The sequence below is a fragment of the Arenibacter flavimaris genome, from assembly GCF_030291335.1.
In the GTDB taxonomy this organism is placed as follows: Bacteria; Bacteroidota; Bacteroidia; order Flavobacteriales; family Flavobacteriaceae; genus Arenibacter.
Genome location: NZ_JASWIM010000001.1, coordinates 245,075 through 268,033 on the forward strand (window position 1 = coordinate 245,075; position 22,959 = coordinate 268,033).

The 22,959-nt window shown below is 40.2% G+C and carries 12 protein-coding genes; 2 read left to right on the top strand and 10 right to left on the bottom strand.

What is annotated here, in order from left to right:
- Positions 1 to 94 precede the first annotated feature (94 nt).
- The 10 genes from QSE00_RS00950 to QSE00_RS00995 all read right to left on the bottom strand — a co-directional run bounded on the left by QSE00_RS00950 (position 95) and on the right by QSE00_RS00995 (position 21,013).
- Positions 95 to 2,944 carry a glycoside hydrolase family 2 TIM barrel-domain containing protein gene (locus QSE00_RS00950; protein ID WP_286104544.1) on the bottom strand — a complete coding sequence of 950 codons (2,850 nt, stop codon included), beginning with the start codon at positions 2,942 to 2,944 and terminating at the stop codon, positions 95 to 97.
- The gene (locus QSE00_RS00955) at positions 2,910 to 5,102 is read right to left on the bottom strand and encodes an alpha-L-rhamnosidase-related protein (protein WP_286104545.1); all 2,193 of its coding nucleotides are present in this window, start codon (positions 5,100 to 5,102) and stop codon (positions 2,910 to 2,912) included. Before QSE00_RS00955 ends, QSE00_RS00950 begins: the two co-directional genes overlap by 35 nt.
- A gap of 110 nt (positions 5,103 to 5,212) precedes the next feature.
- Entirely contained in the window at positions 5,213 to 6,796 is a 1,584-nt protein-coding gene (locus tag QSE00_RS00960; protein ID WP_110354225.1) for a sodium:solute symporter, read from the bottom strand.
- A gap of 64 nt (positions 6,797 to 6,860) precedes the next feature.
- Positions 6,861 to 7,616 (bottom strand): phytanoyl-CoA dioxygenase family protein, encoded by a 756-nt coding sequence (locus tag QSE00_RS00965; RefSeq protein ID WP_110354226.1) that lies wholly within the window; start codon positions 7,614 to 7,616, stop codon positions 6,861 to 6,863.
- A 57-nt stretch (positions 7,617 to 7,673) separates the two neighbouring features.
- The gene (locus QSE00_RS00970; protein ID WP_286104546.1) at positions 7,674 to 9,947 is read right to left on the bottom strand and encodes a glycoside hydrolase family 31 protein; all 2,274 of its coding nucleotides are present in this window, start codon (positions 9,945 to 9,947) and stop codon (positions 7,674 to 7,676) included.
- 40 nt (positions 9,948 to 9,987) lie between these two features.
- Positions 9,988 to 10,782, bottom strand: a complete 795-nt coding sequence (locus tag QSE00_RS00975) for an L-rhamnose mutarotase (RefSeq protein WP_286104547.1) — start codon at positions 10,780 to 10,782, stop codon at positions 9,988 to 9,990.
- Between the two features lie 179 nt (positions 10,783 to 10,961).
- Complete coding sequence (locus tag QSE00_RS00980) at positions 10,962 to 12,929, bottom strand: hypothetical protein (RefSeq protein WP_286104548.1); 1,968 nt, start codon at positions 12,927 to 12,929, stop codon at positions 10,962 to 10,964.
- A 56-nt stretch (positions 12,930 to 12,985) separates the two neighbouring features.
- Complete coding sequence (locus tag QSE00_RS00985) at positions 12,986 to 16,327, bottom strand: VCBS repeat-containing protein (protein ID WP_286104549.1); 3,342 nt, start codon at positions 16,325 to 16,327, stop codon at positions 12,986 to 12,988.
- Positions 16,328 to 16,473: 146 nt separating this feature from the next.
- Entirely contained in the window at positions 16,474 to 17,982 is a 1,509-nt protein-coding gene (locus QSE00_RS00990; RefSeq protein ID WP_110354230.1) for a RagB/SusD family nutrient uptake outer membrane protein, read from the bottom strand.
- Between the two features lie 16 nt (positions 17,983 to 17,998).
- On the bottom strand, positions 17,999 to 21,013 hold the full coding sequence (locus QSE00_RS00995) for a SusC/RagA family TonB-linked outer membrane protein (RefSeq protein ID WP_286104551.1): 3,015 nt from the start codon (positions 21,011 to 21,013) through the stop codon (positions 17,999 to 18,001).
- A gap of 234 nt (positions 21,014 to 21,247) precedes the next feature.
- Between QSE00_RS00995 and QSE00_RS01000 the strand changes: the two genes are divergently transcribed.
- A complete protein-coding gene (locus QSE00_RS01000) occupies positions 21,248 to 22,189 on the top strand; it encodes an AraC family transcriptional regulator (RefSeq protein WP_286104552.1) in 942 nt (313 codons plus the stop codon).
- Positions 22,190 to 22,276: 87 nt separating this feature from the next.
- Positions 22,277 to 22,867: a carboxylesterase family protein gene (locus QSE00_RS01005; RefSeq protein WP_286104553.1), complete on the top strand. Its 591-nt coding sequence runs from the start codon at positions 22,277 to 22,279 to the stop codon at positions 22,865 to 22,867.
- Positions 22,868 to 22,959: the final 92 nt, after the last annotated feature.

Below are 22,959 nucleotides of genomic sequence, written 5' to 3' on the forward strand. Positions count from 1 at the left end.
GCTTGGACTATGATTAAATTCCTTAATAAACTATGGTGCATTGTTTCTAAATGAAAAGTATATGTTCTATTTTTTTCAACAATTCAATTTGCCATTACTTTACCGAAAAATCAAAATACAGCACCATATGTTTACTACGAAGGCGCCAGTCATCAAAAGTTCCATAGTCAAAGAAAATGTTTTTCTGGCCTGATGGGCCCAAGCGTTCCGGTTGGTTTGTTTTGCTGCCAATGGCCGGAATAGCCTGCATGAATGAAATATCTCCCTCTGGAAATGAAGGTGATGTACGGGCTTCATATACGCTTTGCGGGTATTGGGGTGTAAACAAACGTAGAAAAACGTCTTCTGTGGATGTGGCAACTAAAAAGTCCTGTTCTTTAGTTTTGATTTTTGCCCAATATAAATTTGAATGATACCCTTTAAACTCAGGATAGATTAGAGGCGAAACTCCTGTTATGGTATTATTGTAGTCTTTTTGATGCCAGCCAAAAGATGCACCCTGCAATCGGTTTTTCCAAACTCTATAGGGCCCTTTACCTACCCACTCTACACCCGTCACTAGATTTTCAGGGTAATCGAAATCAACACCCATGAAATCGAAATCAACATCATATTCTTCAGGTTTGTAATATAGCTCAAGCTTTGCCCAACCTGATGGAAAGAAGGTCCATGTAAATTCTTTCATTCTGGATGCTTTTTCAAAAGAAGCGACCAATTTTATATTCCCATCTTGTTTTATTGTTTCCAAGGACTTAAAAATCACTTTTCCAGCACTTAGATGAGGTCCATTATTAAAAGGGATTTCCCCTATTGTATTCCTTACTTCCCTGAGTAATCCGTCTTTCTTTCCAATTTGATATTTAATACCTCCGGCTTCGATAGTGATAATTTCTTCAGTTTCAGATAAGGCCATCGTTCCGGTCTTCCCAGGATTGGCCATCAATTCGGCAATGGTTTCCTCCGGAATTTTAATTGGCCAACTCCAAGTATAAACTTCTGTGCCAAATTTATCTTTTGCCGTGATATACAAAGCGTCGTTTTGAAACCAATTAGGAGGAAGTTCCAGCTGTAATTCTCCAATGCGCCCTGGTTCTATATCTGGAGAAACGGCCGTTCCGGTGATAGTATTCAAGCCTGTATTCTTATTGGGCAGGGGTAATTGGACTAGTTTCCAGGAAAAAGTTAATTCGTTCAAGTTGGTATAAAAATATTGGTTTTCAACCTGAAAGCTTCCATTGAAAGTTTCGGTTATATCCAGATCCTGAAATTGAATAGGTGCCCAAATCTCCTTTATGGCAAAATAACTGCCTTCCTTCTCATGAAACGGTCCTAGAATTCCATCGGCAGCCGAACCCTTGTATGTGTCAAGTTCCCCGGTATCGGTACGTTTAACACCTTCGTCTGCAAACACCCAAAGAAATCCCCCTGAAGCCTGTGGTTTTTCCCAGATCAAATCCCAGAAATCACGTAATCCAGCTCCGCTTCCACCATCGTACATTCCATGTAGAAATTCTGTGGGAAAAACTACTTCATGGCCTTGCCAGTATGTTCCCACGCCATAATTATAAGGACGGTAGTGTTCATTGGACATCCCGTTGAAGGTTTGCCAAGGGTGCACCACCTTGCGTTTTTGGATATCGTATTTGGGAAAAATTGTGTCCAACTCGTAATTATGACCGCCTTCGTTACCATTGTTCCATAATATTATAGATGGATGGTTTACATCTCGAGTGACCATGGCCTTGACCAATTTATGTCCTATGTCCGTATCATAGGAATTGTGCCAGCCGGCCAATTCATTTAGCACAAACAAGCCAAGGGAATCAGCAACATCCAAAAAGTGGGTATCTGGAGGGTAATGCGACATTCGAACCGCATTCATATTCATACTTTTAATTAATTTTACATCTTCAATACTTCGTTTTTTGCTCGAGGTCCTGCCTGCCGTAGGCCAAAAGGTATGTCTATTGACCCCTTTGAACTTAATTTTTACCCCATTTACATATATGCCGTCGCGCTCACGAAGTTCAACAGTTCGGAAGCCGAACCGTTCGAAGACTTCATGGACTACTTTTTTGTTCGATAATAGTTGAAATCTTACTTTATACAATTGCGGTTGCTCTGGATTCCAAGGCTTGATTTCAGTAAAGGTTGAATGGACCTGTACTTTGTTTTTCCCTTTGTTAATTTTTGCAGAAAACGGTTTCCCAATTTTCTTATTGGATAACGTAAACACTTGTGCCTCAACACTTAGTTGGGGTTTTGGCCCGTCTAAATAAATTTCCGCGGTAAAACTACCATTTGCCTTTGCATTAATGGCGGTTCTGTTTATGTTGGTCACCGGCTTCATTTGCAAATAAACTGGTCGGAAAATCCCTCCAAAAATCCAAAAGTCAGCATAACGTTCTGCACGGTTAACGGATTCATTTTCGGAATGCTTTGCTACCTTAACTTCCAGTAAATTATATTCTTCCCCAAAATTCACCTGATCCGAAATATCATATGAAAACCTATAAAAAGCACCTTGATGAATTGGACCGGCGAGTTTGTTGTTAATTTTAACCTGGGTATCGGTCATGGAACCTTCAAAGACAATTTCTACTTTTTGATTTTGCCATGAGGAAGGAACTTTAAATTCATATTTGTAAAAGCCAATTTCCTTACCTCTTTCCTCGTCCTTGGCATGACCATAATTATAGCTACCAAATCCAAATTGCTCCCAATTGGAAGGGACAGGTATTGTAGTCCATTCCCCACTATTTCTTCCCTCGGAGACTTGAAACTGCCAGGTCTTTTCGTCCTGGTAGCCTTTTCCAGATAGGTATATTCTTTCTGTTTCTGCGGTTTGGCAGAAAACAATTGAATTGAAAAAAACTAAAATAATAGTTAAGTAAATGGTAATACGCATATTATTTAAATGCTTTATACTTGATTTGATAATCATAACCCGGATCTATATCTATTTGATATTTATACTTATCCAAATACTTTATTTTACCGCGGTTAGTCGATGGTGTGACCCTACTGCGAAATATCAAATTTCCCCGACCTTCAACTGAGCTTACCCTAATCTCCCGCTCGGTACAGCTTACAGAAATTTCTCCTTTTGGAGTTGGCACCTTGCCCTCTATCCACTTTAAACCACCCAAGTGTGGTTCTATCACATACTTATTGTATCCGGGAGCGGTGGGTTTCACACCGAGATAGTATTTTCCAAAAAGATAGATGGGACTTGCGCCCCAGGCATGACAAAGGCTCTTACCATAAGGTCTGCCGTACATCGCCAGATGTTCGGAACCTTGTTCCGAGGGATCATATTTTTCCCAAAATGAAGTGGCCCCTAATTTAAGCATATCGCCCCAATAGGAACGAACCTCATCGAGCACCAATTTATGTTCGCCCATGGCACAAAGAGCCTCCAGTTCATAAAACCGCATATATGGGGTAGTTATTTGCTGAATATCGTCATTTAACAACACCTCTTCCTTTACACCCTTTTTTTGGGCCTCCGTAAAATAATCGAAGAAAATTCCGAACATATTGGCGTAGCGTGTAACATTGTCCAAAACTTTGCCGGCTACCCTTTGGTGCATCAGGGCTTTTTTTTCGTCCGACCAAAAAACATCAAAAAGTTTCGTTCGTAATTCTTCGGCCAAGGCAGTATACTCTTTTTCACCAGCTTGGTCACCTGCAATTCCTGCACATAGGGCTATGGCTTCCAAACTTCTGGCGAAGAGCAATTGCTCAAAACTTACCTCGCCAGTTTTGCCCAGGCCATCGGCCCAATCAATAAAGACCCAATCCCCGGGAAGTGGTGACAGCATACCATTTTCATTGCGGCGTTCAAGGCAGAAATCCATGAGGCTTTGCATTCGTGGATAAAAATTCTTAATAAAATCCTCATCACCTGTGTAGAGGTAATAATCGTAGATTCCCACAAACCAATAAAGGGAATAATCCATAATGGTATTAATGTGGGCCGTAACGGGTTCCTTCCCACGAAGGGCCAAAAGAGTTCTCCGTACAGTTGGGGAATCGAAGAATAAATAATAGTTCATAAGATAACTTTGGTGAGCGTCCCCTGACCAGACCCAACGGTCACGCTTAATGCCATCCAAAAAAAATTCACGAGTATTCAAATGCAGGGTATATGCCGAAACTTCCCATATTTTATTCAGCAGTGTGTCCGATGATTTGAATTCTCCCCTATAGTCAACGGGTAAATATTCGTAAAGCATTGAAATGGAATCGTACCGTACGGTGGCATCGGACTGTACTTGTACATAGCGAAAGGCCTTTGAACCCTCAACGGTGTATTCGGAGGTTTGTCTACCATCAAGTTTTAGATAATCGAGCGTTTCACATTTTAAGGAATCTATGGCCTCTTCTTTGGATTCACCATAATACAAAGCTACTTTTCCTTTTCCCTGTAGTCCATGAAATCTTATATAACCAAAGGTTTCCTTGCCAAAATCGACCAAATGTCCTGTTCCTACGGATTCCGATTTTTTGGCATACCAAGGTTCTGTAGGAAGTTTAAATTCCGACGGTTTGTTAGGGGGAGCATTAAAGTTCCAAATTCCTACCGGAATCCAAGGTGTTCCCGATTGGTGGGGCATTCCATTTTCGTCGATCCATAGTTTGTCTTCGTGGGTGGCCATCCAAGTGTTGTCCGATTTTAAATTAGTACCGTTGACAAAAATGGCCGGAACCGTTTCTTGATTAAATACCCTAAAGACAATTTTGTGTTTACCTGCAGCAAGGGTGAACCTTTGTGGTTGGCCTTGTACTAGAACATCATCTATCAATAGCATAAATGAACCTTCTGTATAAACACTTACCTCATCGGCCTCTGGCAATTCCAATTCTTTTTGAAAGGTGACCAAGGGGTATGGACTGTAATATTGCCATAGGGGTGGGAGTACAGCTTCACGTTCGGTACGTCTGGCCTGCATTTTATTGCTTAGCCATATTTCATAATCACCAGGATACCATATCCAAGTAGCCTCATGTTTTTTTTCTTGGGCAACCAAATTGTAAGAACCCAAAAATCCAGAGCTGATCAATGAAATTAAAAGGATGATATAAATTTTATAATGCATTGGGTGCCACATTTATATGGGGTATTTTCCAGTATGTTTAAGACATGTTTTTAATTTCCTCATTCTTTCAGAGGCTGTTTTATAACTAAATTTTTGTTTTATTCAATAATCTAATGACCATTGAAAATAATGTACATCGCAACCATCACGATAATCAACATGATCCATAGAATTTTAACTTTTCTCTTCATTTTGGGCAAAACCCCATAATCCAAGGTATTCGATTTTAAAGAACTTGATTTATCAAGAAGGGAAATAACTACGATAAGTATGGATAGGAACACAAAAATATAAAAAGACAGTAGTAGGAAATGTGGCCAAAAACCGTACACTTCGTTGGGGAATACCCAAAGGTACAACCCACCTATTCCTAGACTTAATATTGTTCCGAACAATAATATGGCATTGGCTGCACGGGTGGTCGTCTTTGGCCATAATACCCCAAACAGGAATACTACGGACATTGGTGGGGCTATAAACCCAAGGACCGATTGAAAAACATCGAACAGGTTGAGGCCCTTGATACTGTTGATTGCCATGGTAATACCAATAGCTATTACGGCTCCTGAAATCGTTGCTAGTCGGCCAATTGAAACAATCTTCTTTTGTGTGGCCTGTGGCCTGAATTTTTTCACATAAATATCCATAGTAAATACGGTACTCAGTGCATTAAGGGCCGAATCTATAGTACTCACCAAGGCGGCTATAAGTATGGCCATGACCAGACCGATCATCCCGGTAGGGAACAAATTGGTGACCATGGTCATATAGGCCTCATCGGGGTCAGTCAAATCAGGGAAAAGAATCAGGCACATGATTCCGGGCAAAATGAAAAGTACGACATCCAATATTTTTAACCATCCCGTGAAATTAGCTCCCAATTGGCCTTCACTAATATTTTTTGCGCCCAAGACGGATTGAACCATTGATTGATCCGTACACCAAAACCAAACGCCCATGACGGGATATCCCAATACAATGGCTATCCAAGGATAATTGGCATCATCAGCGGGTAGCAATAGGTTCCAAAACCCGGCTGGTGTTTTGTCTATTAAAACTCCTACTCCACCAACAGCGTTAAGACCTACCAAAGTTAGGGCAAGTGATACTGCAATTAGCAATACCATTTGAAATACATTGGTATAAGCTATAGCTTTTAGCCCCCCAGCAATGGTAAAAAAGCTTGCGATAATCAGGAGGACAATTACAGAGAAGACCATGGGCAGATCCAAAATCTGTTGGATCAATATACCTCCTGCAAATAATGTAAGGGACAACCAACTTATTAGAATAGTTACTATAGTGTACCACGCCAGAATGTTTTGTGTACTGTCACCAAATCGCTTTCCCATGAACTCAGGTAAGGTCTGTACCTTTGACCCCATATACCTTGGAGCAAAAACCACTGCCAACAAGAAAATAAAGATAAAGGCATACCATGCAAAATTGCCGGCCACAATCCCTGTTGTATAACCAATACTGGCGGAGGCAATCAACATGGAAGGGCCAACATTGGTTCCCCACATTGTAAATCCTATGCTGGGCCAACCCAATGAATTACCCGCTAAAAACAAGTTTTCATCAACAGCCCTTTTTTTTCTAAAACTTACCCAATATCCAATACCAATTAAAGTAAATAGATAAAGTCCTACAACCATAAAATCTAATGGCTTGAGTAATTCGTGAATCTCCATGTAATTTGCATTTTTTAATAGCCGTAGGGGACGAAAGATTTAAAAATTGTACCCTGCCAATAAATTAAACCGATAATTCCTTATTTCTTTCACCATCTTCCACAAAAGGTTCTGCCCAATATAAGGGTGATCCGTCTTTCTTTAAAATAGGTTCGGGAGAATATTGTAGCAACAAAACCCGTCTTGCCTTGTTGGTACGGTTTGGACCGCTTTTATGAAAACAAGTGCTTGAAAATAGTGCCACATCTCCTGCATTTAGAATGGCCGGCACCCCTGGATTATCCCCAAAGTAACCTACTTTGTCGTTCGTTTCCGTATCGAGTTTATGATCTATACGGTCTTTAACTCCAGCGTCTTTGTATGGTAACAGGTATACCGTACCATTCTCTTCGGTTACATCGTCTAAGGGACACCAAATGGAAAGGTATTGACAATGGTCGAAATCAAGGTAGCCTGAATCTTGGTGCCAGGAGAATCTAGTTCTCTTGTCCGCACCCTTAACTACAAATTGCTCCAAGAAGAGATATACATTATCACCTAATATTTTTCTTGTAATTTCCTCTAATGTCTCACTAAATATGAGGTCTTGCATGGCCTGACTTTCCTTATACCGAAGGGCGATGAAATATCGCCTACCTTTGTGGTTTATCTCATCCATTTCAACCCCCTTGCGTCCCATTTCTTCATCTTTTTCGAGCATGAATTTTTGGCAATCTTTTCGCAAACGTTCAATTAGTGCCTGAGGAATTATATTCTTTAAGATACAGAACCCATCTTCCTTGTAATTTTTTAATTGTTCCTCTGATAATATTGTTTTCATTTTTTTGAATTTTAATAATTGATTTAATGTTTGATTATTTAATTTATGCTACTTTACTTATTTCCGAATTTCAGGATTCCAAATGTCCCATATCCCATTAAAACCATCATTTATGGTAATCTTAATGGACTTGGCCATATCCATTTCCCCAGTGTGGGCTATGGAGAATGGATACCATGGTAGTACTGTCCCCTTTTTGACCCATACCGGCATTTCTTCCAAGGGAATTTGGATATCTTTTAACCAACACGGACCTGTTTTGTTTTCACCAGTGAAAAAATTGACCCAATCCCCATCGGGTAAGTAAATATCCCTCTGGTTGCTGGATGCCATAACCGGGGCGACCAGGAAACTGTCTCCAAAATAGTATTGGTCATCTATATGCCAACACATTTTATCCTGTGGATGGTGTAAGGTCAGGGCCCGCAAAACTGGAAATCCGGTCGAGGTTGTTTTTTTGCTTTGTTCCCATATATAGGGTATTAAGGCATATCTCAATTTCCACCATTTCTTAATGGCGCCCGCGATATTTGGGTAGTGGTATGGTTCGCGTTTAGAGGTGCCATGATATCTTATATGGGAGGTAAAAACACCAAATTGTGTCCATCGTAAATATAAGTCGTCCGGCACTATAGAGTTCATGAAGTTGGGCACCCCATGAAAACCTGGCACATCATGGCTCCAAAAACCAAATCCTGAAAGTCCAAGATGGAGCCCCCCCTTCAAAGACCCGGCCATACCGTCCCATGAGGCTGCAGCATCACCACCCCAGTGTATAGGATAGCGCTGGCAACCCGCCCAACCTGCTCTGGCCCAAATTAGGGCCTCGCCTGTCATTTCTTCTGTTACTTCAAAAGCAGCCCTTTGATACAAAAGAGCGTAAAGATTGACCAAATTCTCTGAGGACAGCCCCTTATACTTTGCTTCCATGTGGATTTCTTCCCCAAAATCAGTCTTTATGCATGCAACCCCTAATTTCAAGAGGTCTCTCAATAGATTTTTGTACCATTCAACTGCTTCGGGATTGGTGAAATCGATAGTGCCAGCATAATCCAATGTGCTGAAATTGGAACCACTCTGTCGCTCGGACTTTGGCATGACGGCCATAAATAGATTATCCTTGGCTTCCTTGAACTGTTCGGCTTCGGCACCGATGTAGGGCATTTGCCACAGGCTTAACTTGAACCCCTTATCTGCAAGATTTTTAACGAATCTTTTTGGATTTGGAAAACGTTCTTGATTGAATTTCCATTCGCAAAGCCAGTCGGTTTTGAACCATCCCGTATCTAGATGTATTACATCACAGGGATAATCTTCGGTCCTTAATCGATCTGTTATACTGGTTACCTCTTCCTCTGAAAAATAAGTCATCCGGCTCATCCATACACCAAAGCTCCATAGCGGAGGCAGACTAGGAAAGCCTGTAAGACAACGATATTGATATAAAATTCGTTCGGGACTTTTGTCGGCCATTAGGAAAAGATCTAAGGTGTCTGACTTTATACAACCTATTACCGATCTACTGGAGAAGTCGGCAACCGAAAGTTTAGTATGGGAAGAGGTGTGCATGAATAAGCCGTAACCCTTACTGGAAAGGTAAAAGGGGACATTTTTGTAGGCTCTTCTATTGTTCACACCTTGTCCATCCCGATTTCTTAATTCAATGGTTTGTCCGGCAAGATCCAATTTCCGGAAGCGCTCCCCTGTACCGGTAAACTTTTCATCGGCCGCAGCCTGAACAGAGAATACTACCTTTTCGGGACGTTCCTGTTTCTCTATTAGAGCAAGACCCAACGCATCCATTCTACCTGGAAAGAACTGATCAAAGGCACTAAGTTCAATTTTCGTTTCACCATCTGGATAAAAAAGAATCTGAAAACTATTTTGGGGTGGTGGAAGTAGGTCGCTCCAATGATCTATTTCGGGATCCTGTAGCAAAATCACAGCTCTAACCCTATCTTGACTATCGCGTATTATCCAACGATCTGTTAACACTTCGTATTTCAAAGAGGAAGCTGTGACTGAATCGTCAAAATACAGCATTGGGGAATTCAAAAATACACCTTCTCCAAAATCGAGCCCCATTCTTAAAATACCGCTATTATAGCATCTGAGAATCAGTTTGTGGTTTTTGAGGCTTACGTTCATTTCCGGTTCCATTTCCATTATTGGCTTTTGAAGCCTAAATGGAAGTGTTAAGACAATGTCCGTTCCTGATTGTTCAATATGTACAGGTCGCTCTGCCCTCCATAGTCTTTGAGCATTATCGGAACTCCCGTTTGTTGGATCGAAATCCAAGAAATCATAAAGATGAAAATCAGTTCTATTCATAATATTCGGATGCATTATATATCTTGAAAGGGTTTAGCTCTTATAAGCGCTCTTCTTGCTTTTCGGTTATTTTATTGAAAAACACCCATGTTTCGTTACGTTTGGTACCTTTAATCCCTGTCTGATATTTAGCCATCAACGCATTCCATTCGTCCATCCTTGGATTATTCTCACTTGTTTTGGGGTTCAATTCTTCCAGGTTTTTTCCCTTGGGAATACTGATTGCCAAAAGCAATTGTTTTCCATTTCTAAATACCAGAAGTTGTTGAAAATCGGCATTACAAAAACCATTGGCTACTTCTGGCCATTTTTCAAATTGTGTGCTGTGGTACTTCATATATTCTTCTTGTAATATAGGATCCTGCACCAATTGTGCAGTGAGTAGAATATGCTCCCATTCCGTGGCCAACACAGTGTCCGGACAGTTTTTAGATTTCATGAAACTGTAGAAAGGAGTTTCATAAACTTTTAATCGAGCTTTTGGATAGGCCTGGAACAACTGTGCTTTTAGATCTTCCACATTACTAATTTGGCCATATATTACCCAATGTTTTTTCCATTTGTAAACTTCTACCTTATTGGTACCGGTCTTATTTATAATAAATTGAATTTTTTCGATATCGAAGGAGCGACCCATTAATTCGATAGCAGAAAATTTGGCGGCATTCTTCTGTATATTGTTTATAATGTTCTGATCTTTAAATATGGAACCCACGGTGTTTTGTAAATATATTTGGGAAGGTTTGTTTTTTTCATGTGCACCAAAAAGGGACATTGACCATATGATTAAATAGGCGGATAAAAGCAATTTTATTTTAACAATATGTTTTTTCATATGGGATTTTGGTAATTAACTAGAAAATAGACAGTTGTGTACTTTTCTTTTCTGTTATACTAATTTTTTCTTATAAGTTTAAACTTTAGCTTTGGCGCATATTTGTACTGTGACCGATTTTGTCATTTCCGATCTCTATAATCAGAGTATAAGATTGAATATTGGGAATAATTTTTGTATCAATGAAATATATCCCTCTCTTTAAATTCTTTAGGGTGAATGTAGATTCTTTCAGGTTCCGTAATTGGAATAATATCTGCAAATTCCTTCTCAATGCCTGAATTATTGATAATCTCCAATGCTTCTCCCGAGAAATCATCTTCTCTAAAGGAGTGGGTGGCTTCAATGATATTATTGGTACCATTATTCATTAGCAAATTATTTTTTACATAGTTCTGCCGGGCAATAATGTCATGGCACCTTTTTGTCCAAAGATGCAACCACATCCATTTGTAGCTAGGATTGCCCACCACGTTTCGGGTAATGGTCCAATAGGCAGATCCATCATCAGGGTAAATACTGCGGGGCCCGTTGAAAATGTAATTGCCTTCAATGGTCGAATTTGGTTGTTCCCCTAGTACATAAATAATGCCTCCATCGTCCAATACCTGATGCGTGTTTCCAGCTTTATTGAACCTTATGTGATTGTTTCCGGCAACGGTAGAGGGAGGAATTTCTGCATTGCCCCACCACCAACCACAAGTAATGGCGCCATATGGGGTAAAGGCAATGTCATTATGCTCAATGTTCACATTAGAAACGAAAAATGAGGTAATGCTCTCCACCTGCCTAAAATCTAGACTAACGTTTCTGATGTAATTATTGGAAACTGAAATCTTTTCACAAAGTCCCTCTATCCCTGGCCCATAGAGGTCTCCATCCCCTATCTTATAATGTTGTGGATGACCAATGTTAACAGCATTTCCCAACATATTATTAAAGTAGTTCCCTATCACTTCACTGTTTTTCACATCGTTGACCAGGTTAATGGCTATGGCAGAACCAATATTTTCAAATCTATTTCGAAAGAATCCGATATGCTCGGCATTTTTAATTTCCACGGCCCCAGTGGGCACGTCGGTGCTATTGTATTCGGTAGGATGCCAGTTGCCTCCGGGAACATATTTTACGGCCAACCCTAGACTTTGGATTCCAGCAAAACCATGGGAACCTGCAACCGTCATCAATGGCCAGTCGTCATGCGAAAAGGTAATTCCTTCGAACCTAATATTTTTGGCTTTAGATTTTGTAGAAGACCCTTTTATTTTTATTAGCCCTTCCGATGTCGGTGCAATTACCTCAACTTTTGACATGTCTTCGCCAGAGTTGTAATAGTATAGTGTTTTGGAAGTCTTGTCAAAGTAAAATTCCCCAGGGTTATCCAATAACTCCATGGCATTTCTGATGATAAAATTCTTTTTATAGTTGATTTTTCCGGCCCAGGCCATATTAGTGGCAATGGCTCCATATGGTTGTTGTAATTTGATTACCGTGGTATCTCCAAATTTTTCTATTTCCCTTGCACAGAGTATTTTCTCTGTCCATATATTAAATTGTACAAGTTCAATGTCATCGGGATTATTATAGTTGCCCACGGCGGAGGAAGCAAATTTTATACCGTCTATGCCCAATCCGGAACCAAAGGTCCAATCCTCATTTCCGGTTATCCCAAAAGTTCCCCAATCACCTAAGCCAGGAAGTGGAACCTCTGTTCCGGCCATTCGCATACGTACTCCGTTAACAAAAAGGGAGCGTAATTTGGTTGTGCGATCTAAAGGGGCTTTATATAAATTTCCATCTACTTTTTCCCAGCCCGTCACCTTGGTTCCCCCGCTTAATAGGGGTGTGGTATTCTTATAAGCCCTGAAAATAACGTTGAATCCATTTTTCCCTGAATGTTTTTCAGTCAAAAGGATTGGATCCGAAATTCGATGGGTACCGTTATGTAGATACACTATTATATCAGACTTCATCTTTTTACTGATTTTGGTCACGGCATCAACTCCTTGCTGCAGTGTTTTAAAAGGTTTTTCAAGGGAACCATCACCCTTATCGGTAACTGACGGATTTACGTGTATTTCCTGTTGTGATCGCACTGTGAAAACAACGGAAATCAGTAATAAAGTCAATAAAAGAGTGTTTTTCATTTCTTACATTTTAAATGTTCCTATTCCTATTTTTTTATTTACAGCAGGCATTGGGATTATTGAGCAACGCCCAATAATCGAACAAAATCATTGTTAGCAGCTATCAAAAGGCCTTTCTTGGGGTTTTTGTTTTTTCCTATGATAATCGATTTCATTTTTTTTACATCACCGGGAATATGTAATCCTGAAGTATAATTCTTTATGGGTTCGAAATTCCCAGATCCATCTCCTTTCAAAAACAAGCCAGTTCCTGCATCATTGCGCGGAGTTTCCACTTCGGAATTAAATAGGTTTCCTGCTATAACCAGGTCATTTAATCCATCTCCATCAAAGTCGTCATAAAGGGAGCCAAAAACTGAAGACACCTGAGCCTCCAAGGGCATTTTTTTAAGTTCAAAACCATCACTTTTGTTTATAAGAATACTGTTTGAAAATGTATGGGCAAGGTAATGTGTTGCTTTCTCCAACGATTGTCTATCGTATACGTCTTCTAAGGTCGCCGTGGCAAAGGAAGTGTAATCTTTGAATTTTTTCTTTAAGGAAGGTATTTGCTGGGTAGAACATTCCTTGCCCCTTAAAGGGAAAAGTGTATCATTTTGATAAAAACTTAGCACTATGTCAAGCTCCCCATTGTTATCGAAATCACTGGAATATAGATTGAATGGAGCCCTTGGCTTTGCTTTGTATTTATAATTTTCCCCTAGGTTGCCCAAAACATAGTCCAATACCCCATCATTGTTTATATCGGCCTCTGAAATGGAAAACCACCAACCATTACTTTTTTCCAGAATTGGGTCACCTTCTACTTTAACAAGTTTGCCCGCCTTGTTCTGAAATACAGTAATAGGCATCCATTCTCCTACGAGAATCAAATCCTGCGTTCCGTCATTATTCTGATCGGACCACAAAGCGTCTGTAACCATACCTGGATATTCCAGCTCAGGTCCATGGGTAGATGTTATATCCTTAAAATTACCATTTACATTTTCGAGCAAGTAACTACGGCCAGACCGTGGATATTGCCCTGGTAGCAAACGGCCTCCAACAAATAGGTCCAAATCGCCATCTTTATCAAAATCATTGGCTTTTACGACACCTCCACTGGAAGTCATAATGGGCAATGCCGTTTTTGACCTACTTAACTGGCCCTTCCCGTCATTGAGATACAACCGATCTTGGTAATACATATCGCCTATGGGCATTTCATTGCCACCACTTACCACATAGAGATCTTGGTCGCCATCGTTGTCGGCATCAAAAAAAAGGGCATCTATATCCTCTTGAAATTTGTCATCAACCATTGCTTTTTGGTACAACTTGCTAAAGGTCTCATCGTTGTTTTGAAGATATATGGCCCCTTCATAACCCTTGGCACCGCCTATAAAGAAATCTTGTAATCCATCATTATTAATATCACCTACGGCTAGGGCGGGTCCAAAAGTGGACATTTTGTGCGGTAGAAGAACTTCTCTTTCAAAATCATCAAATCCGTTTTCCATATGCTCATGTACTATTCCGCTTTCCACAGTTCTATCAAAAAAGATAGTATTGTTATCTGTTGTTTGTTTGGGAGTGGGCATTATTGCATCTTGGTAATCCAAAACTACCAACTGGTCTGATTCAAGGTTCCTTAGTTCTGATATTTTGCCATCTGGCCAATTCACCTGTAAAAGATCTATTTTGGCATTTTTGCCCAGTCCAAAATGTAGATTGTGATCAATACTCGATTGATAGCCACGAGTAACCTGTTGCTCCAAGAATTGTTTACCGTCAGCCGATTGTAGCATTACTTTTGCACCAATAGCATTTAAATTTTGGTGTTTGCCTTTCAATTGGACCGTTAAATATCGATTATCGGTCAATTTAGAAGCATTATTTTTGTAAATATGAGCCACCTCGTCAATATTATTGACAATTAAATCCATATCGCCGTCATTGTCCAAATCGGCATAGGCGGCCCCATTGGAATAGGAGGGTAACTGTACGCCCCACAGGTCGTTCATCTTTTCAAAATGAAGACCATTGGTATTTTTATAAACTGGGTTTACCGCTATTTCCGGTGGTATGAAGCCAAGGATTTCCTTGACCAAGGTTGGTATGTCTGGCTGAATTTTATTCATTTCAGTTTGAATCCTTTCCTTTCTATAGTTGTCGTAATCCTTATTGTTTGTATTTTTTCTTATACCGTTGGTTACAAATAAGTCCTTATATCCATCATTATCGAGATCAACAAATAGGGGTGCCCAACTCCAATCGGTACTTGACAAACCTGCCATTGGTGCAATATCCGAAAAGGTTCCGTTGCCATTGTTGAGCTGAAGTGTATTGCGCATGTACTGATAATGTCCTCCTACCCTGGTCAATACTTCAAAGGCTTTTGGGTTCATGGAGGCCATATTCGTTTTGCTACCAAAATTGGTTGAAGATTTCATATCTACCACAAAAAGGTCTTGCCACCCGTCATTGTCTATATCAGCCATATCCACGCCCATTGAAGAGGAGGAGATATGGTTCATGGCTTGTAATGCATCTTCTTTTAACTTGCCGTCGCCCAAATTTCGATATAAAAAATCGCGACCCAAAAAATCGTTGCATACGTAAATATCGGGTATTCCATTATTGCTCAAATCACCAACAGCAATACCAAGGCCATCTCCCAACACGGACTGATCGATGCCTAGGGATGCTCCTATCTCTGTATAATATCCATCATCATTTCTATACAGCTTGTCCGCAGTGTCAGTATCGTTTTCATACGCAGCTATTGGTTTGGAAAGTTCCCTAACGGGGTCCACTGCATGATTAAGCAAGTACATATCAAGGTCACCATCCTGATCGTAATCAAAAAATGAGGACTGAATGGAGTTGGCACTATCATTTAATCCATATTCCTTGGCTTTCTCTGTAAATGTATGGTCACCATTGTTTACATATAAAAGGTTGGTTCTAAGTTGCGGTTGCAACCTTCCCGATCGGCATAGGTAGATATCTAAAAATCCATCTTGATTTATATCAACCATGGTAACACCCGTTTTCCAACCTGGAATAGAATCCAATCCTGAGCCATTGGTGATGTCCTTAAATTTAAAATTCCCTTGATTTAAATATAATTTGCCAGATTTTTGATTCGAACTTAAATAGATATCAATAAGTCCATCGTTATCAATATCACCAACTGCCACTCCACCACCATTATAAAAATTAGTATAAGTAAGAACATTATCGTGATCGCTATACCCTTCTTTTATATCGTTTGAAAAGAAAATGCCCGTTTCGTTCGCATCAATCAGTTCAAGTAAAGTGGTTGCACCTTGATTAGGGCCACTGCAGGCATTGATTAATAATATGCTTGGCACCAAAAGGTAAAGAACTAAATTTTTATTTGATCTAATTATCATAGCAATCATTCAATTTTACTAGTCGTTACAAGCGGAAAACTAAGTGTGGATTTTTAATAATCCATTAGTGTTTTACGCTTTTCTTGTAAAAGGAGGGCATACAACTTTATTAGGGCATCCCCTCCAACTAAAACCAAATAGACTGTTTAATTATCCGGATATCCAGGGTTTTGCTCTAAATTTGGATTAAGCGCAACTTGCAAAGCTGGAATTGGATACACCCATCTATAGTCTTCGGACACAGCTTTTTTCTCGGTCCAAGTCCCGCTTAGGAACGTACCAAAACGTATTTGGTCTGTTCTTCTAATGGCATCCCATTGCATTTCACGTCCCCTTTCAGCTAAAATATCATCTAAAGTTATCGATACTAGTGGCGTGGCATTTCGCTTATCCCTTAATTCGTTGATAATATCCAAAGCCGAATCGCTACTGGACCCTCCCCTTAAGATAGCTTCTGCTTTCATTAAGACAACATCGCCTAGACGCAGAAAAACAAACTTGGTGTCCGCATCAGGGGAATTTTTCATCATTTTAAAGCCTTCGTTGGGGTCTGCTCCAAGCAACTTTACATTTTTCTGGTAATCGATCCCTGATAGTTCTTCTCCATTTTTTTTGTACTGTTTTCCAACTAAAATACCCTGAGGAATTAGAACCGACTCATCCGCGGGGTCAAAGTCTGCCTCATTGAATACATATCCACTGGTACCAGGACCTTTACCCAATCTATCATCATCCGACTCATATAAATCGTACAATTCAGGGGTAATGGAAAACCCGTTCCAGCCACCTTGGTTAGATGACAAATAGGGTTGCCACAATTTTGACATATTATCTATTGAAACGAAAATATTCTCCGTACCCTCTCCACGCCAATTGACAAAGTAATCATCGTCCAGTGCATAACCTGAGTTTATAATTTTATCGGCATTGGCTATTACGTTGTTCATATCTTCAACATTGAACGAAAAAGTACCAGGTCCTTCAGACTCATAGACCGCTTTGTTTAAAGCAATTCGTGCCTGCAACGCATATACGGCTTCTTTAGTTGCGAAGTCGTGATTTGATGGTCCCAAACTTGGCAAATCGGCAACAGCTTCGTTCAAGTCTTGGATTACGAATTGCAAGGCTTCTTTTCTTGTATAAACTTTTGGGTCAATGGTAACGGGTTCATCAACCTGTCTTACGGGCACCACTCCAAAAAAGTCTAACAATTGCCACATGGCGAAAGCCCTAAGAAATTTTGCTTCCGCTACCTGAAGGTTGGAACCGCCATAAAAAATTACTTCAGAGGCGTTGAAAATATTTCGGTTCAGGCGTGACCAAACCGAATTTAGGTCTTCTTGGTTTGGAGTCCATTCATGTGTGTGAATTTGAATAAACCTACCGCCATTTGCCCAGTCGCCAGTGGTTCTTATGGGAGTAATCATCAAATCGGATGGCATATTCTGCAAACCGCTAGATTGCTCATAGGTATTGTAGTTTCCGGCAAAGCTCCTATATAGGGCATTTAATATTTCTGTAGGATTGCCACCTTCCTCTTCGGGTATAATGGAATCAACATTATCAATCTCTAGATTGGTACAGCCAATAAAAAAGATACTGGCCACTATAGATGTGCTTAAAAATAATCCTGTTTTTATATTTAGAATTTTCATACAATTTTTGTTTGGGTTAGAAACTTACATTAACACCTAAAAGAAAGGTCCTGGCTCTGGGATAAGAAGTATAGTCGATGCCCGCAGATGGCACCCCGTTATCGCTTCTGTTTGTATTTACTTCAGGATCTTGTCCGCTATAACCGGTAATTACGAATAAATTCTGTCCGGTGAGCGATAATCTTACGGCCGAGAACGGAGAATTCTCATTGATATTAACTTTATAACCTAAGGTAACATCCTGTAATCGGACAAAATCGGCCTTTTCCAAGTATCTTGTAGAGACATTTACGGAACTAGTATTTCGTTCTTCACCAGTAAGTACTTCCAGAGGGGCGTTTCTACCACTTGATACGGCCGGGGCATGAAAGAAACTATTGGCTGTATTGCTATAAATAGAATGTCCAAATTGTCCGGCAAAAAAGATGTTAAGGTCAAAGTTTTTATAACGCAAAGTATTTGTCAGGGCCGCCGTGGCAGTGGGTAAGGGTTTATCACCCGTGAAACCGGTATCTCCATAAATAGCATTGCCATCTGAGTCGAAGCCTTCAAAACTTGGTAGGTAAAAGGCATAGAGCGGATGTCCGTTCTGGATTCTTTCTACATTTATCCCTGATAAACCTTGACCTTTAATGCTGCCGGTCTCTAAAAATCCAAAATCAAAGTTTTCAACGGTATTTTCGTTAAAGGAGGCGTTACCGGCAATGGTCCAACCAAAATCATCATTCTGGATAGCGTCATAGGTCAAATCAAATTCAATTCCCTTATTTATAACATCGGCGTCGAGATTTCTCCAAACAAATGCTTGAGGGGCCGGTTCGGCAGCACTCAACTGGACAAGCATATCCGTTGTGGTCTTATTGTAATAATCAATACTCCCTCTCAGGCGGTTGTCCAGAAATCCAAATTCCAAACCAATGCTTGTTTGTTGGGTCTCCTCCCATTTAAGACCTTGGTTCTCAAAAGTTACTGTGGCCAAGCCGCCAGGGATAACTACTCCGTCTTGAACATTAAACGAAGGGGAACCATACCTTTGTCGCCTTGTGTAAAGGTCATGGGCAATATCTTGGTTTCCAGTATTTCCCCATCCTGCCCTTAGGCTCAGATTTGAGAAAAAATCCGGGATAAAATCCTCTTGTGAAAGTTTCCATTTAAAAGCTAGGGAAGGAAAAGTACCATAGGCATAATCGCTACCAAATCTTGTGGACCCATCAATTCTTACTGTAGAAGTAAGGTAGTATTTTTGTTTATATGTTAAATTAATTCTTGTGAAATAGGATTGAAGTTCGTCAATCGTTTTGAAAGTGTTGGAAACCGCGGTTAAATTTGCAGCTGTCATATTGTTAAGCATTAAATCTAGATCTGTTACCCTGAAATCTGCAGCGGTCATTGAATTTCCGGATGATTGAAACTTCTGATAGGAATATCCCAATACTGCATTAAGGTCAAGACCTATATCTTTAAAATCATGTTTTACCGTAAAGTAGTTTTCCCATAATAGGTTGTCTATTTCAATACTATTTATCGCAGCTCTACCATTATCTTCCTCCGCATTGACAACGGCAGCCACCAATTCACTTGAAAAGGCCGACTTTCTTGTGGACATGGACCTATCGATACCATATACGGTTTTGAATGAAAGCCACTCAAATAATTCTGCATCCGCACTAAAACTTCCCAAGAACTTTAAAGTATTGGAGAAATCTCTGGATAATTCAAGAAAAGCAACAGGATTTGGATTGTCCCGGGAAGGTTGATAAAGGGTGCCATCGGGATTATAAACCGGTCTGGTCGGATTGGTTTTCAAAGCACCCGCCAATAAGTCTCCTTGGTGATCTGCACTATCGGTTATTGGCACATTATCGTCATGAATGTTGGAAATAGTCAGCTGTGTGGATATTTCCAAGCGATCGTTCAAAATCTTTTTATTGCCATTAAACCTTCCTGTCATTCTTTCAAGGCCATTTTCTTTAATTATGCCTTGCTGATCCGAATGACTAAAAGAAAAACGATAGTTGCCAGATTGGTTGCCTCCACCATAGGACAATTCATGGTTCTGTGATATGGCCGTTCTTAAGATTTCATCTTGCCAATCGGTTTCGGCACCTTGATCAATATTTGGATCCGAACCACCTACCAATGAATAACCGGTTAAAAATTCTTGTGCATTTCCCACATCATATTTCTTGGTAATTTCACTCATTCCGATCGAATAGGCATAGTTCAAACTACCTTTTCCACTTCCCTTTTTCGTGGTTATTATTACAACTCCGTTTGCACCCCTAGATCCATATATGGCCGTAGCCGAGGCATCTTTCAAAATATCGATACTCGCAATATCATTCGGATTCATAAAATTCAAAGGGTTTTTTGGAGCCGTGCCCCCGGTACCTGGTACGTTTCCTCCATCAGATATATTGTCCCCTGAAATGGGAACCCCATCTATAACGAATAAAGGTTGGTTACCACTTCTTATAGAACCTGTACCCCTTACCCGTATATTTATACCGCTGCCGGGTTCACCACTACTACTGGTAATTTGCACACCGGCCGATTTACCTTGAATTAATTGTTCCGGGGAGGAAATTACCCCCCCATTAAAGTCTTCTGCCTTAATAGAGGAAACCGCTCCAGTTGCATCACTTGCCTTAACTCCGCCATAACCAATGAGCACTACCTCGTCCAATCCGGTAGCATTTTCTTGAAGTACTACGTTTATGGTACTTTGCCCATTAAGTGGCACTTCCTTACTGTCGAAGCCAATATAGGAAATTGCTAAAATTGCATTTTTATCCAAAATGGTAATAGAAAAGTTGCCGTTAAAATCGGAGGTTACTCCGTTGGTGCTACCTTTTTCAATAATACTTGCTCCAGGGAGGGGAACTCCGGTTTCGTCCACAATTGTACCAGTAACGGTAAATCCTTGTTCAAAAACCGATTCTTTGAGATCGAATTTAGGGTGTGCGGCCGAAATCGATTGGATGGCAAGCACTGTGCCCATGAAAAGACTGTAAAGGAATTTCATTTTCATCTAGTTTGTTATTTGGTTAATTGGTTATTATTTTTTACCGATTCGTGACGGCTTTCCGCAGACAATTACATGATGTAAGTGTTACGGTTTAAACATATGGCTAAAATTACGAACTCAGCAAAATAAAGGTTGTATTTTTAAACATTGGTCGATTCTATAAACATTTTTTTGACTATTTTTAGCTTTGGCAATGAGTTTGGTAACTCAAGGCATGCGATTTCAAACGTACTCATTATGGAAAAAACAGAATTGCAAAGGACAGTGAATACCAAAAGTAAAACTGGAAATTTTGGAGTTTGGTGGCACAAGGCCAATCCTGGCCCATTAAAAAATATTCCATATATAAATCAATTTGGAAGCATGAGATTCACCAAGGTTCAAATGGATGAAAATATGAAACCCCATTTGAACGATGGTATCGAAATACATTATGTAACAAGTGGAAAATACGATTGGGTAGTAGAGAGAAACAATATTGAACTATTACCTGACGATTTATCGATTACGGCACCTTGGCATTGGAATGGTAGTCCTACTGGAAAAATGGTTATTGGACACTTCAATTGGCTTATCATAAAACCTTTGGAGTTTAGTCCGGACAAACAATTGAATTTGGGCTCATGGACAAAATTGTCAAAGAGTTTTCAGAAAAGCCTAGGTAAGTTGATAGCGGACGAACACAACGTTGTTCTTCACAAGGCAAAGGACTTTAGGAAATATTTCGAGGCCCTTAACGCTGAGCTTTCCACCCAAAAGGAAGGATATACAATTATGGTTGGAAATATTGTTGAGAACCTGCTAATTGACCTGCATCGTCATTTGTCCCTAAGAAGTCAGAAAATTGAGGAAGATGATAATTTTATATCACAGCTGATACAAAAGGTAATGGATGATCTAAACAAAAAGTGGATAATTGAAGACCTTGCCCATCATTTTGGTATGGGTAAAACTAAATTTACCTATAAGGTTAAGCGCCTTACCGGATATCCCCCAAACAGCTTTATAATCAATCTGAAAATAGAGAAGGCCATTAAACTTATTACGGAGGCAAATGGTATGTCTCTTACCAATATTGCTTATACCTGTGGTTTCTCCTCGCTGCAACATTTCACTTCTTCTTTTACCCAGCGTACAGGAATGTGTCCAAGCAAATTTAACGACTATGAATTTACCTAAAATTTCATTGGAATGAAATGCTACTAGTTCAAAATTCCACCTATACTTGTACCCAAGGATTACGATGGTAATAAGGAGTACTCCTTAGTGGTAAACCTGCATCATGGGGGTGGAATGGGGAGCGACAATCTAATTCAATTGGACGTAGCCGATCCGTCCAAGCTATTATCGACCCCTGAAAACAGGGAAAAATATCCGGCTTTTATTTTAGTGCCCCAATGTCCCAAGAACTCTAGTTTTAGGGTGCTTCCAGAGCATCAGGGCATTGCTGGGCTAATTTTTGAGGCTATGGAGTCCTTGGAGGAGGAGTATAATATAGACGAAAAGCGCCGCTACGTTATGGGGGTTTCCCTTGGAGGTTATGGTACCTGGCATTTTATTGGTTCCCGACCAGACCTGTTTGCAGCGGCCATACCCATCTGCGGGGGAGGTGATGCGGATATGGCCGGTAATATGGTCAATGTACCTATTTGGGCATTTCATGGTGAAAATGACAAAACTGTTCCTGTACACTTGACAAGGGACGTGATCAAGGCTGTTAGGGCTGCTGGGGGAAGTCCCAAGTACACCGAGTATTCCGCGGGCCATGATATTTGGAACAGGGTGCATACCACTCCTGGATTGCTGGAGTGGCTTTTTGCGCAAAAAAAACCAATATCCCCTTTCCATAAATCTTGAAACGTATGAGGACGGTTCGGTATCTCCAATGTCGAGGTTATTATTGCGAAAAATTCGTCAGCGTATTCGTGACAAATAGATTTTATAAAATT